The 15,773-nt window shown below is 72.1% G+C and carries 16 protein-coding genes; 4 read left to right on the top strand and 12 right to left on the bottom strand.

Annotated elements, in window-relative coordinates:
- Positions 1–98 precede the first annotated feature (98 nt).
- Positions 99–1,709, top strand: coding sequence for an apolipoprotein N-acyltransferase (gene lnt / locus ACIGXO_RS25345; protein WP_399791121.1), 1,611 nt, complete (start codon positions 99–101; stop codon positions 1,707–1,709).
- Here lnt and ACIGXO_RS25340 read toward each other — a convergent pair.
- Positions 1,681–2,586 carry a Gfo/Idh/MocA family protein gene (locus ACIGXO_RS25340; protein ID WP_399791118.1) on the bottom strand — a complete coding sequence of 302 codons (906 nt, stop codon included), beginning with the start codon at positions 2,584–2,586 and terminating at the stop codon, positions 1,681–1,683. The two genes, lnt and ACIGXO_RS25340, sit on opposite strands and share 29 nt — an antisense overlap.
- Positions 2,587–2,684: 98 nt before the next feature.
- A complete protein-coding gene (locus tag ACIGXO_RS25335) occupies positions 2,685–3,920 on the bottom strand; it encodes an FAD-dependent monooxygenase (protein ID WP_399791115.1) in 1,236 nt (411 codons plus the stop codon).
- 95 nt (positions 3,921–4,015) lie between these two features.
- Here ACIGXO_RS25335 and ACIGXO_RS25330 point away from each other — a divergent pair, with 95 nt between their 5' ends.
- Together ACIGXO_RS25330 and ACIGXO_RS25325 are read left to right on the top strand one after the other, a co-directional pair.
- Positions 4,016–4,672, top strand: coding sequence for a TetR/AcrR family transcriptional regulator (locus ACIGXO_RS25330; protein ID WP_399791112.1), 657 nt, complete (start codon positions 4,016–4,018; stop codon positions 4,670–4,672).
- A 175-nt stretch (positions 4,673–4,847) separates the two neighbouring features.
- Positions 4,848–5,363 carry a DinB family protein gene (locus ACIGXO_RS25325; RefSeq protein WP_399791109.1) on the top strand — a complete coding sequence of 172 codons (516 nt, stop codon included), beginning with the start codon at positions 4,848–4,850 and terminating at the stop codon, positions 5,361–5,363.
- Between the two features lie 39 nt (positions 5,364–5,402).
- Here the strand turns inward: ACIGXO_RS25325 and ACIGXO_RS25320 are convergent, their stop codons facing one another.
- The 9 genes from ACIGXO_RS25320 to ACIGXO_RS25280 form a co-directional block, all read right to left on the bottom strand.
- The gene (locus ACIGXO_RS25320) at positions 5,403–5,888 is read right to left on the bottom strand and encodes a hypothetical protein (protein WP_399791105.1); all 486 of its coding nucleotides are present in this window, start codon (positions 5,886–5,888) and stop codon (positions 5,403–5,405) included.
- A 173-nt stretch (positions 5,889–6,061) separates the two neighbouring features.
- Positions 6,062–6,739: a uracil-DNA glycosylase gene (locus tag ACIGXO_RS25315; RefSeq protein ID WP_399791102.1), complete on the bottom strand. Its 678-nt coding sequence runs from the start codon at positions 6,737–6,739 to the stop codon at positions 6,062–6,064.
- A gap of 119 nt (positions 6,740–6,858) precedes the next feature.
- Positions 6,859–7,611 carry an SDR family oxidoreductase gene (locus ACIGXO_RS25310; RefSeq protein ID WP_399791098.1) on the bottom strand — a complete coding sequence of 251 codons (753 nt, stop codon included), beginning with the start codon at positions 7,609–7,611 and terminating at the stop codon, positions 6,859–6,861.
- 58 nt (positions 7,612–7,669) lie between these two features.
- Positions 7,670–8,431, bottom strand: a complete 762-nt coding sequence (gene fabG / locus ACIGXO_RS25305; RefSeq protein ID WP_399791095.1) for a 3-oxoacyl-ACP reductase FabG — start codon at positions 8,429–8,431, stop codon at positions 7,670–7,672.
- Positions 8,432–8,723: 292 nt separating this feature from the next.
- Entirely contained in the window at positions 8,724–9,119 is a 396-nt protein-coding gene (locus ACIGXO_RS25300; RefSeq protein ID WP_351586939.1) for a DUF3037 domain-containing protein, read from the bottom strand.
- Positions 9,116–9,940, bottom strand: coding sequence for a HipA family kinase (locus ACIGXO_RS25295; protein ID WP_399791092.1), 825 nt, complete (start codon positions 9,938–9,940; stop codon positions 9,116–9,118). The genes ACIGXO_RS25300 and ACIGXO_RS25295 overlap by 4 nt, the downstream gene beginning before the upstream one ends.
- Positions 9,941–10,410: 470 nt before the next feature.
- Complete coding sequence (locus tag ACIGXO_RS25290) at positions 10,411–11,568, bottom strand: S1 family peptidase (protein WP_399791089.1); 1,158 nt, start codon at positions 11,566–11,568, stop codon at positions 10,411–10,413.
- A gap of 429 nt (positions 11,569–11,997) precedes the next feature.
- Positions 11,998–12,693 (bottom strand): GAF and ANTAR domain-containing protein, encoded by a 696-nt coding sequence (locus ACIGXO_RS25285; protein ID WP_399791086.1) that lies wholly within the window; start codon positions 12,691–12,693, stop codon positions 11,998–12,000.
- Positions 12,694–12,744: 51 nt separating this feature from the next.
- Positions 12,745–13,512 (bottom strand): ANTAR domain-containing protein, encoded by a 768-nt coding sequence (locus ACIGXO_RS25280; protein WP_399791083.1) that lies wholly within the window; start codon positions 13,510–13,512, stop codon positions 12,745–12,747.
- A 609-nt stretch (positions 13,513–14,121) separates the two neighbouring features.
- On the opposite strand from ACIGXO_RS25280, the gene ACIGXO_RS25275 reads away from it, so the two are divergent.
- Positions 14,122–14,877: a GAF and ANTAR domain-containing protein gene (locus ACIGXO_RS25275; protein ID WP_399791080.1), complete on the top strand. Its 756-nt coding sequence runs from the start codon at positions 14,122–14,124 to the stop codon at positions 14,875–14,877.
- A gap of 36 nt (positions 14,878–14,913) precedes the next feature.
- On the opposite strand, the gene ACIGXO_RS25270 is transcribed toward ACIGXO_RS25275, so the two are convergent.
- On the bottom strand, positions 14,914–15,570 hold the full coding sequence (locus tag ACIGXO_RS25270) for an ANTAR domain-containing protein (protein ID WP_399791077.1): 657 nt from the start codon (positions 15,568–15,570) through the stop codon (positions 14,914–14,916).
- Positions 15,571–15,773: the final 203 nt, after the last annotated feature.

Here is a 15,773-nt window from a genome sequence, read left to right as displayed (position 1 = left end):
GCCGCACGGCTTGCTCAGGGGGCCGCCTCGCCGCGCCCCCTGTGCCTGCCCGCCCCCGTGGCGCACACTGGGCGTCCGACCCGAGAGGGGGACACGGCATGCGCCGCCCGGCAGGCGAGAAGGACCCGAGCCCCGGCTCCCCCCGGTGGCGCGCCGTCGCCGCCGTAGTGGCCGGCGCCCTGCCCGCCCTGTGCTTCCCGGCGCCCGGCCTGTGGTGGCTCGCGTACGTCGTCCTGGTCCCCTGGCTGGCGCTGCCGGCCACCGCCCGCACGCCCCGGCGCGCCGCGCTGGAGGGCTGGCTGGGCGGCACCGGCTTCATGCTCGCGGTGCACCACTGGCTGCTGCCGAGCCTGCACGTCTTCCTGCTCGTACTGGCCGCACTGCTCGGCGCGCTGTGGGCGCCGTGGGGCGTGCTCGTCCGCGATCTGCTGCGGGGCCGGCCGGGGCCCGCGCGGTGCGCGGCGGCGCTGCTGCTCGTGCCGTGCGGCTGGCTGCTGATCGAGCTCGTACGGTCCTGGGAGTACCTGGGCGGGCCGTGGGGCGTGCTCGGGGCGAGCCAGTGGCAGGTGGCGCCCGCGCTGCGGCTCGCCTCGCTCGGCGGCGTCTGGCTGCTGACGCTGCTGCTCGTCGCGGTGAACACCGCGCTCACCGCGCTGCTGCTCTCCCCCACCGCCCGCCGGACCGCGCTCGGCGGACTGCTCGCGGTCGCCGTCGCCGCGGGCGCCGCGTGGGCCTGGGCGCCGCGCCCCGAGCCCGCCGGCACTGCCCGGATCGCGGTGGTGCAGGCGGGTGTGGTGGCCGGCCCCGACGCCCGCTTCGCGCGCGGCGAGCAGCTGACCCGCACCCTGGCGGGCCGCGGCGTGGACCTGGTCGTCTGGGGCGAGAGCAGCGTCGGCGCCGACCTGACCCAGCGCCCTGACCTGCGCGCCCGGCTGGCCGCGCTCTCCCGCGAGGTGGACGCCGACCTGCTGGTGAACGTAGACGCCCGGCGCGCCGGCCGGCCCGGTATCTACAAGTCGTCCGTACTGATCGGCCCGGACGGCCCCACCGGCGACCGCTACGACAAGATGCGGCTGGTGCCCTTCGGCGAGTACGTACCGGCGCGTTCGCTGCTCGGCTGGGCCACCAGCGTCGGCAAGGCCGCCACGGAGGACCGCCATCGCGGCACCCGCCAAGTGGTGATGACAGCGGGCACGTCGCCGGGGCTGCGGTTCGGCCCGCTGGTCTGCTTCGAGACGGCCTTCCCCGACATGAGCCGCCGCCTGGTCCGCGACGGCGCGGGACTCCTGGTCGCCCAATCCTCGACTTCCTCATTCCAGGAGAGCTGGGCCCCCGAGCAGCACGCCTCACTGGCCGCACTGCGCGCGGCGGAGACCTGGCGCCCGATGGTGCACGCCACGCTGACCGGGGTCAGCGCGGTGTACGGGCCGGACGGCGCACCGGTCGGCGGGCAGCTGGGCACCGACCGCGCCACCGCCGCGGTCTACGCCCTCCCGCTCGCGCACGGCACCAGCCCGTACGTCCGCTTCGGCGACTGGCCGCTGTACGCGGCCCTGCTCGCGCTCGCCGCGTACTGCCTGCGGACGGGCGTACGGGCGCTGCGGCCGCCGTCGGCACGGCAGCCGGGCGACCGGAACACCGAGCTGCCCGCCGAGCCCGTCACGCGCACGCTCCGCTTTCTCAGGCGGCCCCGCCCAGCACCTCGGTGAGCACCCGCTCGCACAGTTCGTGTGTACGCAGCGCGTCCTCCGCGGTCAGCAGCGTCCCGGCGCGCACCGCGTCCAGGAAGGCCAGCGCCGCCTGCTCGATGCCGCGCTGCCGGGCGACCGGCACCCAGTCGCCGCGCCGCCGCACGCTCGGCTGCCCCTTGTGGTCGATCACCTCGGAGAGGTTGACCACCTGGCGCTTGGTGTCCTGCCCCGAGACGTCGAGGACCTCCTCGGCCGAGCCGCTGAGCCGGTTCATGGTGCCGATCGCGGAGAATCCGTCGCCGGACAGGTGCAGGACGACGTGGTGCAGCAGCCCGTCCCGCAGCCGCGCCCGTACGTGCACGTCCTCGATGGTCCCCGGCGCCAGGAAGCGCAGCGTGTCGACGACGTGGATGAAGTCGTCCAGCACGAGGGTGCGCGGGTCCTCGGGAAGCCCGACGCGGTTCTTCTGCAGCAGGATCAGGTCGCGCGGGTGGTCCAGGCACTGCGCGTACCCGGGCGCGTAGCGCCGGTTGAAGCCGACGGCCAGGCTGACGCCGCGGTCCGCCGCCCGCTGCACGAGCCGCTCGCTCTCTCCGTAGTGGTAAGAAATCGGCTTATCGACATAGGTCGGGACGCCGGCCTCTATGAGGCGACCGACGATCTCCGGGTGCGCGGCGGTCGGCGCATGCACGAACGCCGCGTCCAGCCCCGCCGCGAGCAGCGAATCCAGGTCGGCATGGCGCTGCGGCGCGGGCAGGTGGAGGGTGTCGGCGACCCGGTCGAGGGTGGCCGGAGTGCGGGTCTGCACGTGCAGTTCGACTCCGGGCTGCACCCCGAGCACGGGGAGGTACGCCTTCCGCGCGATGTCGCCGAGGCCGATGCAGCCTACCTTCACGGGTGTTCACCTCTGGTGTGTGGGGTGGAATGGGATGCGATGTGCCGGTACGAAGCTGTACCGGTCCGAAGTGCGCGAGTGTACGTGGCCGCGCGGGGTTACCGGCTGCCGGGCGGGGACCAGTCGGCGATGCCGTCCAGGGCGCCCAGCGCGAGGTCGGGGGCGAGGCGGGCGGTACCGGCGAGCAGCGCGGCCCGCAGCGCGCGGGCGGGGGCCGAACGCCAGGTCGTGAGGCGGGCGACGCGAGCGGAGCGGCGTACCACCTCGGCCGTACGGGGCAGCCGTACCCGGGTGTACTCGGCGAGCGCCGCCGCCAGGTCGGCATCCGGCCCCGCGAGCAGCCCGAGCACGATGGCGTCCTCGATGGCCTGGCCGCCGCCCTGGCCCAGGTTGGGCGCCATCGGGTGCACGGCGTCGCCGAGCAGCGCGACCCGGCCGCGGTGGTGAGCGGGCAGCGGGCGGTCCATCGCGTACACGTCGTTGCGCAGCACGTCGGCGGGGTCCACGGTGGCGAGCAGATCGGGAACGGGGCGGTGCCAGCCGCCGAAGCGGCGCAGCAGCTCGGCGCGTTCGCCGTCGGGCGCGCGGCCGCCGGCGGGCACGACGGCGCTCGCGTACGCGTACACCCGCCCGTCGTGCAGCGGCTGGCTCCCCCACAGCGTCCCCGGCCCCCACGTCTCGTGCGGCTCGACGCCACAGGCGGGCGCGGGCACGACGAAGCGCCAGGTGGTGAGGCCGGTGTAGCGGGGCCCGGGGTGGCCGGGGAAGAGGGCGCGGCGGGCGGCGGAGTGGATGCCGTCGGCGGTGACGACGAGGTCAGTGGTCAGGTCGGTGGTGGGGTTGGTGGGGTGGTTCGGGGCTTCGGGGCGCGTGCCGGTCAGGCGTACGCGGGCCGGGCGGTCCGGGTCGGCCGGGTCGCCGGGGTCGGTCACGGTGGCGGTGGTCGCGGTGCGGACGGCACCGGCCGGCAGCCGGGCGGCGAGCAGGCCGATCAGGTCGGCGCGGTGGGCCACCACGACGGGGCCGCCGAAGCGCCGCACCGCCGCGCGCTCGTCCGTACGGGCCAGGACACGGCCCCCGGGGAGCCGCAGCGCCCCCTCGGACTGCCAGGCGGCCATGGCCCGTACCGCGTCCCCCGCGCCGATCGCGTCGAGAGCGCGCTGTGCGTTGGGGGCCAGGGCGATGCCCGCGCCCACGGGTTCGAGCGCGGCGGCGCGCTCCAGGACGGTGACCCGGCGGCCGGCCTGATGCAGCGCGACGGCCGCGGTGAGCCCGCCGATACCGCCGCCGATGACGAGGGCGGTGGGCTGGTCACTGGTATCGCCGCTGCTCATGCCTGCCCCCAGTACTGACTGCTCTGACTACATCTGTAGTTGGCCACACTCCTCAAGCTACTACACTCGTAGTTTCTGCGGATAGGCTCACCTCCATGAACGACCGCACCCCGGCCCCTTCCTCCCGCCCCTCCCACTCCTCTCGCTCCTCCCGGCCCGCCGCTGCCCGCCGCCGGGAGCTGATCGCCGATACCGCGCTCGCCCTGCTCGCCGAGCGCGGCATGCGCGGGCTGACGCACCGTGCCGTCGACGAGACGGCCGGGCTGCCGCAGGGCTCCACGTCGAACCTGGCCCGCACTCGCGCGGCGCTGCTGGAGACGGCGGTCGCCCGGCTGGCGGAACGGGATGCCGCGCTGCTCGCCCCTGCCGAGCCGGCCCCCGGCACGCCGTCCCCGGACGCGCTCGCCGATCTGCTCGCGCTCGCCCTGCACCGCTCGCTGACCCGCCACCGCGAGCTGCTGATCGCCCGGTACGAACTGGCGCTGGAGGCCACCCGGCGGCCGGAACTGCGGGCCGTCTACGACCGGGCGGGCAGCGCCTTCCGCGAGGCGCTGGCCGGCCTGCTCGCGGCGGCCGGGTCGGCCGATCCGCAGCGGCACGCACGCGCGCTCGTGGCGTGGTGCGAAGGGGTGCTGTTCTCCAGTACGGCAGGCCAGTTGCAGGCCGCGGCGCCCGGCCGCGCGGAGCTGCGGACCGGCTGCTCCGAGCTGCTGAACGGCATGCTGGGCGCCGCCCCCGGCCGGCACTCCTGAACCGGTCCCGGCCGGCACTCCTGAACCGGTCCCGGCCGACACTCCCGCACCGCTCCGGCCGCCCACCGCGCCCGCCCACACACCCCCTCCGCAGGCTGGCGCAAAATTGCGGGCCGCGCGGACCGAACCGGGAAAAACCGGGTCGCCGCGCGGGCAAGCGGCCATGCTGGGCGGCATGACAACATCCGATCCAGCACGCACCATCCCCTCCGGCACCGGCGATGAACTCACGCAGGTGGTGCGCTGGCTGGACTACCACCGCGCGACCCTGGCCACGAAGTGCGCGGGACTCACCGAAGAAGAGCTGCGCACCCCCTCCGTACCGCCGTCCGAGCTGACCCTGCTCGGCCTGCTGCGCCACATGGCGGAGGTGGAGCGGCACTGGTTCCGGCGGATCATGACCGGCGAGGACCTCCCGTGGATCTACTGCGACGAGGAGGACTGGGACCGCGACTGGCACTTCGGCGAGCAGGACACCGCGGCGGAAGCACTGGCCACCTGGCAGACGGAGGTGGAGCTGGCCACCAAGGCCGCCGAGGGCCGCACGCTGGACGAGCCGGCGCCCGACCGCCTGCCGGGCAAGGAACTGACGCTGCGCTGGATCTACCTGCACATGATCGAGGAGTACGCCCGCCACAACGGCCACGCGGACTTCCTGCGCGAACGCCTGGACGGCGACACGGGCGCCTGACCTGCCGCGTCGACCTTCAGGGCCTGGGCCGGGTGCCCGCTAGGAGCGGGGGCCGCCCGCGCGGTCCAGCCGCCGCTGGAGGCGCTCGATGTCGTACCGGATGCCCTGCCGGTGCGGGTCGTCCTCCAGGGCGTCCAGCGCCGTACGGGCGCGGCCCAGCTCCCAGCGGGCCTCGGAGTGCCGGGCGAGCCGGGCGTAGTCGGCGGCGAGGTCGAGATGGAGCGCGGGCAGCAGCGCCCGCAGCTCGGTCCGGCCGGCGTCCGCGTGGCCCCGGCTGCCCTGAGCCGCACTCAGCGCCCGCAGGTCCCAGCGCAGTTCCTCCAAAGGGCTGTCCTGGGTGTCGGCCAGATAGTGCGCGAGCGTGCAGCGGTGGTAGGCGTCGGCGCGCGGGCCGAGCTCCGTCCACAGGGCGGTCATCCGCCGGCGGGCCTCCTCGCGGTCGCCGCCGCGGTGCAGCATGACGGCCTGCCCGATCCTGGTCAGGACGCCGTGCCCGGCCGTCGCCCCGTGCCGTCTCTGTGCCACTGCGCTCTCCCGCGTCCGTAGCCGCCTCACCACCTGCTCCCCCGACGCTAACGGCGCCCCGCACCCCCGGCACGGCGAACCCCCCGTACGGCCCCGAGCCAACCGCACCCACCGCGACCGCCCTCGTACACCCGGCCTCCCCCGTACCCCCCTGGCTCCATCCGAGGTCCGGCCTACCCCAGGTCCGGAATCCGCCAGTCGATCGGCGTGTGGCCCTGGGCCGCGACCGCGTCGTTTATCTGCGTGAAGGGGCGCGAGCCGAAGAACTTCTTCGCGGAGAGCGGCGAGGGATGCGCGCCCTGCACGACCACATGCCGCTGCCCGTCGATCAGCGGCAGCTTCTTCTTCGCGTAATTCCCCCACAGCACGAACACCGCCGGGTCCGGCCGGCTCGCCACCGCCCTGATCACCGCGTCGGTGAACTTCTCCCAGCCCTTGCCCTTGTGCGAGTTGGCCTCGCCGGCCCGCACGGTCAGCACCGCGTTCAGCAGCAGCACCCCCTGCTCGGCCCAGGGCATCAGATAGCCGTTGTCGGGGATCGGCGTGCCGAGCTCGTCGTGCATCTCCTTGAAGATGTTGCGCAGGGACGGCGGGGTCCTGACGCCCGGGCGCACCGAGAAGCACAGGCCGTGCCCCTGGCCCGCGCCGTGGTACGGGTCCTGGCCGAGGACGAGCACCTTCACCCGGTCGTACGGCGTGGCGTCCAGCGCGGCGAAGACCTCCTCGCGCGGCGGGTAGACCGGCCCGCGGGCACGCTCCTCCTCGACGAAGGCCGTCAGCTCCTGGAAATAGGGCTTGGTCAGCTCCTCGCCGAGTACGCCGCGCCAGGACTCGGGCAGCATGTCGGGCATCACGTCAACGACCTCCGGGTGGGTTCCGCATCTCTCACTGGAGAACCTACCGGCGACCACTGACAACGCCGGCCGCCGGGACCCCGCTGCGCTCGGGGTCCCGGCGGCCGGCCCGGTTCTCAGACGCCCGCGTTCAGGAACCGCCCGCCGTCGATGACGAGGTTCTGGCCGGTGATCCAGCCGGCCTCGTCGGACAGCAGGAACGCCGCGGCGCCGCCGATGTCCTGCGGCACGCCGAGCCGCGCCATCGGGTACTGCGCCGCCGCCTCCGCCTCGCGGTCCTCGTACAGCGCCGCCGCGAACTTCGTCTTGATCACGGCGGGCGAGATCGAGTTCACCCGCACGACGGGCGCGAACTCGTGCGCGAGCTGCTGCGTGAGGTTGATCATCGCGGCCTTGCTCATGCCGTACGCGCCGATGAACGGCGAGGCCGAGACGCCCGCGATGGACGCGATGTTGACGATCGCCCCGCCGTTGTCCTTCTGCCACGCCTTCCACGTCTGCTGCGCGAAGCCGAGCGCGGAGATCACGTTGGTCTCGTAGACCTTGCGGGCGACCGCGAGGTCCAGCTCGGCGATCGGCCCGAACACCGGGTTCGTACCGGCGTTGTTGACGAGGTAGTCGACCCGGCCGAAGGCTTCCATGGCCTGCTCGACGGCGGCGGCCTGGTGGGCCTCGTCGTGCGCCTTGCCTGCCACGCCGATCACCCGGTCGGCGCCGAGCTTCTCGACGGCCTCCTTGAGGGCGTCCTCGTTGCGGCCGGTGATCACGGCGCGGTGGCCGCGCGCGAGCACGGCCTCGGCGACGCCGTACCCGATGCCGCGGCTGGCGCCCGTGATGAGGGCGACCTTGGCGTTGTCCTGCTCAGTCATGTGTGGGTTCCGATCCCTTACGACTACGTCGGCGACTGCCCTGTCGGCTCGGTCCGGGTCAGTTGAGCGGGCCGCCGGCCACGTACATGACCTGGCCGGAGACGAAGCCGGCCTGGTCGCCGGTGAAGAAGGCGATGGCGTTGGCGATGTCCTCGGGCTTGCCGACGCGCTGGACGGGGATCTGGGTGGCGGCCGCGGCCTGGAACTCCTCGAAGCCCATGCCGACGCGCTCGGCGGTGGCCGCGGTCATGTCGGTGACGATGAAGCCGGGGGCGACGGAGTTGGCGGTGATGCCGAACTTGCCGAGCTCCTTGGCGAGGGTCTTGGTGAAGCCCTGCAGACCGGCCTTGGCCGCCGAGTAGTTGACCTGGCCGCGGTTGCCGAGCGCGGAGCTGGAGGAGAGGTTGACGATCCGGCCGAACTTGGCGTCCACCATGTGCTTCTGGCAGGCGCGGGACATCAGGAACGCGCCGCGCAGGTGCACGTTCATGACCGTGTCCCAGTCGGACGCGCTCATCTTGAAGAGGAGGTTGTCGCGGAGCACGCCCGCGTTGTTGACCAGGATGGTCGGCGCACCGAGCTCCTCGGCGACGCGCGCCACGGCGGCTTCGACCTGAGCCTCGTCGGAGACGTCGCAGCCGACCGCGATGGCCTTGCCGCCGGCCGCGGTGATCTTCTCGACGGTGTCCTTGCAGGCCGCCTCGTCCAGGTCGAGTACGGCGACGGCGCGGCCCTCGGCGGCCAGGCGCACGGCGGTGGCGGCGCCGATGCCGCGGGCGGCGCCGGTCACGATGGCTACGCGCTGCTCGGTGGTGGACATGCGGGGTTCTCCTCACCTCGAAAGCGGCTCACCGCTCCCGGAAGGCGGGTGAGCAACCGCTTAGTCGCTTCAGCAACGCTGACGCTAGAAGCCGGGGCACTCCGTGTCAACGCCCCACGGCACCCCGTTACACACCTCACCTGCGACATCGAGCCTCAGTCGGGCACCACTCGGGCCTCAGTCGAGCCTCAGTCGGGCTTCACCTGCGGCATCAAAGGAGCGCGGACGGCCACGGAAAGCCCCGCACCCGCCCGCGCTCCCCGTACGCACGTACGTACGCACTCAGCCACCGTCACCGCACCAACAGATCCAGCAGCCGCTCCGCCTCCTTGGCGGGGTCGGCCGTCAGCCCCGTATGCACGGGCCCAGGCTGCACAATCGTGCTGCGTGGCGCGATCAGCCACCGGAACCGCCGCCCGACGTCGTCCCCCGCCGCCTGCCCGGCCCGCTCGCCGCCGTGGCAGATCCCCTCGACGGCACTCAACGCGGCCCGTACGCCCTCCACGTCCACCGAAGGGTCCAGGGCCCGCAGCCGCGCCTCGTCCAGATGCGTGCGCGCCTCCACGAAGCGCCGCGCGTGGCAGTAGACGACCACGCCCGCATTGATCATCTCGCCGCGCTCGACCCGCGGCACGACCCGCAGCAGCGCGTACTCGAAGACGTCCCGTCCGTTGTGCAGTCCGCTCACTTCACTGCCCTCCGCGGAAGCTTGCCGGCCAGCCAGCCCGGCGCCTGCGAAGGCTTGTCCTCCGTGCGCTCACCGATCCTGATGTGGTCGCTGATCACTCCGGCCCGCGCCAGCAGCGTCTTCACGTAGGCCCGCCGTACTTCCTCGGCCGAATCGAACCCCGGCTCGTCCACCAGCCACTCGTCCGGCACGTCCGCGACGACCTCGGTCAGCAGCTCCTCGGTCACCTTGGGCGCGAACTCCTCCGCCGCCCCCGCCACATCCGGCCCGAACGTCGCCAGTACGTGATCGGACGCGTCGTACGGCTTCAGCGCCGCCTTCTCCGCGCCCGGCCAGTTGTGATGCCAGATCATCGTCGCACCGTGGTCGATCAGCCACAGCTCCCCGTGCCACACCAGCAGATTCGGATTCCGCCAGGACCGGTCGACGTTGTTGATCAGCGCGTCGAACCACACCACGCGCCCCGCCTCGCGGGCACTCACCTCGAAGGCCAGCGGATCAAATCCCAGCGACCCGGGCAGGTAATCCATGCCCAGGTTCAGCCCACCGCTCGCCTTCAGCAGCTCCTGCACCTCCTGATCGGGCTCGCTCAGCCCGATCACCGGATCCAGCTGCATCCGCACCAGATCCGGCACCCGCAGCCCGAGCCGCCGCCCCAACTGCCCGCACACGACCTCGGCGACAAGCGTCTTCCGCCCCTGCCCGGCCCCTGTGAACTTCATGACATAAGTACCGAGATCGTCCCCTTCGACGATCCCCGGCAGTGATCCACCCTCCCGCAGGGGTGTCACATATCGAGTCGCAATGACTTCTGTAAGCATTTGCCCAGGCTATCCGCCCCTCTGACCTGAGGAATCACGCCGGACCGACCAGGCCCTCCGAACAGAGCGCCGATGGCACCCCGCCCCCTGTTGCCGACCTCCGGCATGAAGTGCGCGTAGTGGTCCCACGTGATGGTCGGCGACGAGTGCCCCAGCCACCGCGCGAGCGTAACCACCGACTCCCCCGCGAGCTGCACGCCGCGCGAATGCTCACAGCGCCGGACCTGGACGGCGGCGACGAGGAAAGCGGCGAGCGGGAAATCGAAGTCCGCTCGAGCACGGCAGGGTTGACGTTCAATCAGCTGCCTGCCTTTCGACGCACATCGGAATGTGGGTCCGCATGCTGCGACGCGGTGCGCATGAGCCGATCGCCCACGTCGCGCACTGAGGACTTGGGGATTGCGCGCTCCGAGGGACGGGCCTGCGAGGGCCCCCAGCGGTACCGTGCGGGCCCTCGAGGTGCCGGGGTGTCAGCTTCCCGCGCCGATTTGCGCGCCCGTGGCGTCCAGTGCCCTGGTGACCGGCTGGAAGAAGGTCTCACCGCCCTGGGTGCAGTCGCCGCTGCCACCGGAGGTCAGCCCGATGGCCGCGTCGCCGGAGAACATCGAGCCGCCGCTGTCGCCGGGCTCGGCGCACACATCCGTCTGGATCAGGCCACCGACGATGTCCCCGTTGCCGTAGTTCACGGTGGCGTCGAGACCGGTGACCGTGCCGTCGCGGACGCCGGTGGTGCTGCCTGACCGCTGCACCGTCATCCCTACGGCGGCCTCGGCGGCCTTGGTGATCGGCTGGGTGCTGCCGTTGCCGAGATCGACCGCGCTCTGCGGCCGGGTGCCGGGGTCGTCGTAGGTGACCAGCGCGAAGTCGTTTTCGGGGAACCGGGAGTCCGTGACAGTGCCCAGCGGCCGGCTGCCCGCCTGGTCGGCGGTCCAGGTGGGGGATTCATTGCCGCAGTGGCCGGCGGTGAGGAAGGCCGGGATGCCCTGCACGGTGACGTTGAAGCCGAGGGAGCAGCGGGCGCTGCCGCCGAATATGGCGCCGCCGCCGACCGGCCCGGCCCCCTGCTGCCCGCCGCCTCCTGTGCCGCCGCCCGTGGTCTCCCCGCCGCCGTCGAACCGCCGCAACTCGCCCGCAGATCGCTTGACGGTCGCCAGCCCGCCCATCTCCTTGGTGGCCTTGGTGAGGGCGGCCATCTTCCGCCCGGTGACCGTCCGGTCGGCGAGCACCACGATTCTGTTCGTCCGCGGATCGATCGACCAGGCCGTGCCGGGAACGGAGGCCGAATCGCGCAGCGTCTGCACGCCCGCCTTGAGGGCGGGCATGCTGTTGGGGACGACCCTGGGGACGGCGCCCTTGGCCGCGACGCGCTCGGCGTCCTCCTCGGCCAGCACGTTCATGACGAGGTGGCCGGTCGCGCCGTCCAGATACCAGCCGGCCGACCGGTCCCCAAGCTCCGCCGTCAGCGACTCCGCGAGCCGGGTGGCCGAGGGGGCGCCGAGGGCCCGGGGAGCGGCAGGCGGTTCCGTACCGGCGTGGGCGTCGGGCAGCAGGATCGCCGCTGCCAGAATGGCGGCCCCGGCGGCGCCCGCAATGGCGCCGGCGCGCTTGTTCACATGTCGGTGGTACATTCATCGACCTCCTGGGGAGCACTGTTGCCACCCAGTCCTACGCACCCGGACGGCCACCGGCTCACCATCACTCAAGGTGCGAGGAAATCCGACGAGTCCGGCGCCACGGCCCTACACTCCCTCCTGGCGCGGCGAGCTGCTCGGCAGGCACAGTACGACCACGTACACCGGGAAGAGGCCGCCTGGCCCAGGTCATTGAACAGAGTGCCGATGTAGGGGGCCGTGCCCCTCTACGACGCCCGAGAGACAGAACCGGTTGTCGCGAACAAAGCCACAGGCAACTTGCGACAGGCAACTTCCGACAGGCAACCTGCGCTTGCTGCAGGGACGAAGTCCCGATGCATCGAGCGCCGAGGCGGCACCACAGAAGTTGAGCCAGAGCCACGTCTCGTGAACAACGCCAGGGTGCACTTCGTCTGCAGTCCGTGGTTACCGTCGGTTGATGCCGGGATCGTCGTCCAGGCGCAGACGGCGGGCGAGGACGTCGCGGGCAGCCTCGAGCAGGGAAATGTCGTGGCTGAAAGCGTGGGCCCGCAGGAGGAGCAGCGTATGGCTGGGAGGGAGGCCGAGCTGGGAGGTGAGCATGCCGGCTGCCTGGTGGACCTCGGCGAAGTGCACGCCGTCGGCGATGAGAACAGGGGTGGATTCGGTGATGAGGCGGGCCAGGGCGCCGGTGAGGTGACGGGCGTCGGTCAGCTGGGCGGGGGTGAGGGGGCCGGTGGTGGTGCGGTAGCCGGCCAAGGTGCCCAGGGCGAGCGGCGGGGCGGTGCGCAGGGGCAGGGTGAACAGGGCAGCGACGCCCGCGGTGAGCAAGGCAGGGACCAGGCCCGGCCAGTGCTCGTCGGTCTCCTCGACCAGGTCGGGGATGAGGATCGGCCGACCGGTGCGAGCGGTGTCCCAGGTGGGTCCGTGGCCCTGGACCATTTGCAGGTCTTCGATCGCCTCGGCCTGCGGACCGGAGCTCTGCCACAGCTCGGGGCTGCGGCCTCCGGGCGCCAGCACCAAGGCCAGGCCGTCCAGGCCCAGGGCGTGGGCGCACTGCACCAGGGGCAGCCGTGCGGTCCCGGTCCGGGCAGCGATGGTGTGCAGGCAGGCGGCCATCTCACCGGTCACCTCAGAAGGCACTGGCGCCACCCCCTGTTCTGGTGGTTGTACGGGGCATCCTCGGCACTCTGGTCAGCGCGCGGGCCTGTGCCCAGGATCGCGCAGTTCCCTCGCGGCGGTCCCGTCGAGCACGGAACGGGCGAGCTCGGTGAGCCGTGTCCGGTGGCGGTGGGCGTAGCCGCGCAGCAGGACGAAGGCCGCGTCGGGGCTGATGTCGTGGCGGTGTGCGAGGAAGCCCTTGGCCTGCTCGATCAGGGCACGGCTGTCCAAGGCTCGCTGGAGCTGGGCGTTGACGGTCAGCTGTTCGTGCACCGTGCGCTGCTGGATGATGCCCAAGGTGGCGTTGTCGGCCAGGGCCTGGGACAGCCGCAGCCGGCCCGGCGTCAGCGGAACGTCCGCCTCCCGGAAGAGGTTCAGCGCGCCCAGGGTCCGGCCGCCCAGGCGTAGCGGGGCGGCGACGACGGAGGTGAAGCCGACCGCCAGCGCCCTCTCGGCGAACTGAGGCCAGCGGGCGCGGGCCTCGGCGGTGTCCAGGTAGGTTTCGGTGATCGCGGTGCCTTCGCGGGTGCAGTCCCGGCAGGGGCCCTCGTCCCATTCGACGGAAGCCAGTTCCAGTGCGTAGGTGCGCTCGTCGGACGCGGCCGCCTCGACACTGTGGCCGTTGCCGTCGGACAGCAGTACCCCGGCCGCACTGACCTCCAGAACCTGCACGCACAAGTCGGTGAGGGTGTGGAGGTAGTGGATGACGTCGTAGTCGCCCACCAATGCCTCGGCGAGCTCACTGAACGCGGCCGCCACGCCTTCCTCGCGCTCCGGCTCCGGAGGCGGGTGGTCAGTCATCACGGCACCCCCTGACCAGGGAGTACAGGAAAGTGGCGGACAGCGGACGCCGCCCCGCCGGCCAGTGTGGAGGTGCCTGTGGGGCAAAGGGACGACGGAGGCCGCCCGGCAAGATGCAGGGACGCGTCATGTCAACTTCCCGATTCTACGGATGGCAGATGGCCGCAGAGGGCCACGGAGCGTCCCCACCAGCGGAACCCGTGCTGCCACCTCCTCGCATGGACCCGCTCGAATACCGGCACCCGCCTCTCACTGCCGGTGTAAGCATCCATGGAGCTCCCTTGCACGCTACCTTTCCGTCCCGGCACCTGAATCGGTCAGGGACAAAAATTGTAGCGACGCCTGGCTTCAGCAATTCCCCGCGCCCCGGAGCACACCGGCGCGCCCAGAATCCCGCAAAGCCGCCCGCAAGGGTGTGTCCCATACGCTTGCGAACCAAGGCCCCGCCGGTAGGAACGCGAAGGGGCGAGACCGCGGTTCTGGCAGCCCTGGCGTGGGGAGAGCATCGCCCGGTTTCGTGGGCTGGAATCGATTTTCCAGTCCTGTCTTCCCTCCTTGCGGTTCCCCGTGGCGACGGGGATACGCTGACCACAGCGGGCATGAGGTGTCATGCAGTACCACCTTGCGCCCGGCAATGAGGAGCCGTACGTGGACGCAGCAGAGCAGAGCGCAGCCTGGGCCCGCATCGCCGCGACGGCCCGCCAGGGCGTGCCGGGGGCGTCCCTGACCGCCGCCGGCCTTGCCTGCACCGGTGACCTCGACGCCGACAGCCTCGGCATCGTCGTGATCACCGCCGGCCGGATCAGAACCATCGCTCTGGCCACCGACGAGCGCAGCGCCCGCCTGGAGGACGCCCAGCTGGTCAGCGGCGAGGGCCCATGCACCGAGGCGTACCTCAGCGGCGCCCTGATCCAGGTGCCCGATCTGCACCAGCGCCCCGAACGCTGGCCGGCCTTCGCCGAGACGGCTGGGGCGCTGGGCATCCGCTCCGTCACCGCCGTCCCTTTGAGCGTCGGACAGGCGCGAATCGGGGCCGTCGACCTTTACCACACCGCTCCCACCACTTTGGGCCCGGCGGCGCTGGCGCGCCTGGAAGCCTATGCCCGCATCGTGGCCGCACTGATGTTGGACGCCTATCCCGACCTGGTCAGCGCCACCGCCACGCCTGCCCCTGGTCCGCCCGGCTTCCCGCCGGCCGTCCACCAGGCCGCTGGGGTCCTCTCCGCCCAGCAGCATATGAACATCAACACCGCACTGGCCCGTCTGCGGGCCCACGCCTACCGCCACGAGGAGCCCCTGCTCGACGTCGCGCACCGGGTCCTGGACGGCCGCCTGCTCCTCGAGCGCGACCACGACTCTCCCTGAACTGCCCCGTCGGTACCGGCAGCGGATGGGAAACCGTTACTGGCAGGTCGGAGTCTCGGTTGAGGACAGCGCAACAGCACCGGGCCGGACGTGGTCAACCTGCAGTTGGCGATGTACCACGTCCTCGGCCACGGTGTGCAGCTTGGCGTTGTGGGAGCGGGCGTAAGCGCGCAAGCTATGGAATGCCTGTTCGGGAGTGACGCCCCACCGATCAGCGAGCACGCCCTTTGCCTGCTCGATGAGTACCCGACTGTCGAGGGCGCATGTGAGCTGCGCGACCGTTCGCTGACAGCGACGCAACTCCCGTTCCTGCCTCAACAGCACGGCGATGAGATCGCCCAGGGGACGCAGCCAGGCGGCCTGTTGTGCGGCCGGTGTCTGCCCGGCGGCAGGCAGGACCCTCAGAACCGCGTCGGCGTCGCCGTCCAGTTGCAGCGGGAAGTCGATGGCCCCTGTGGGGCGAGGACCGCGGACGGAGTCCAGGAGCGAGCCCGCGCCGTCCGACGCGGCCGCACCCCACAGAGCTCTGCCGCCCTCCCCGAGAACAGCGATCGCCACGGAGGTTTTGAGCAGTCCGACGCAGCACTCACAAGCCCGTCGCATCACTTCACGTGAAACGAGAACTTCATCGCCATGGAAGACCTCCGCATGCCCTGCCCTGCTGTGCACCTGCTGCCGCGTGTGGTCATCCATCCTGGCCCCTGACTGACTCGCCCCCACTCCCACCCTCGGGACGGAATTCCCAGCCTACCCAGCGTCGCCGCACGATGACAGTGTGACGAAGTGGGCCTGCTCGCCGGTCCCGGATTGTCTGTGCCGGCACTTCCAGCGGGGCGGGTCGGCGCTGTGATCAAAGCACTGCTCGCCAACCTCGTTCGCGCCTCGGTCCTGCCCTG

The organism is Streptomyces sp. NPDC053542 (genome assembly GCF_044544685.1).
In the GTDB taxonomy this organism is placed as follows: Bacteria; Actinomycetota; Actinomycetes; order Streptomycetales; family Streptomycetaceae; genus Streptomyces.
Note: the sequence above shows the minus strand (reverse complement) of the source record. Positions and strands in the feature narration are given on the sequence as shown.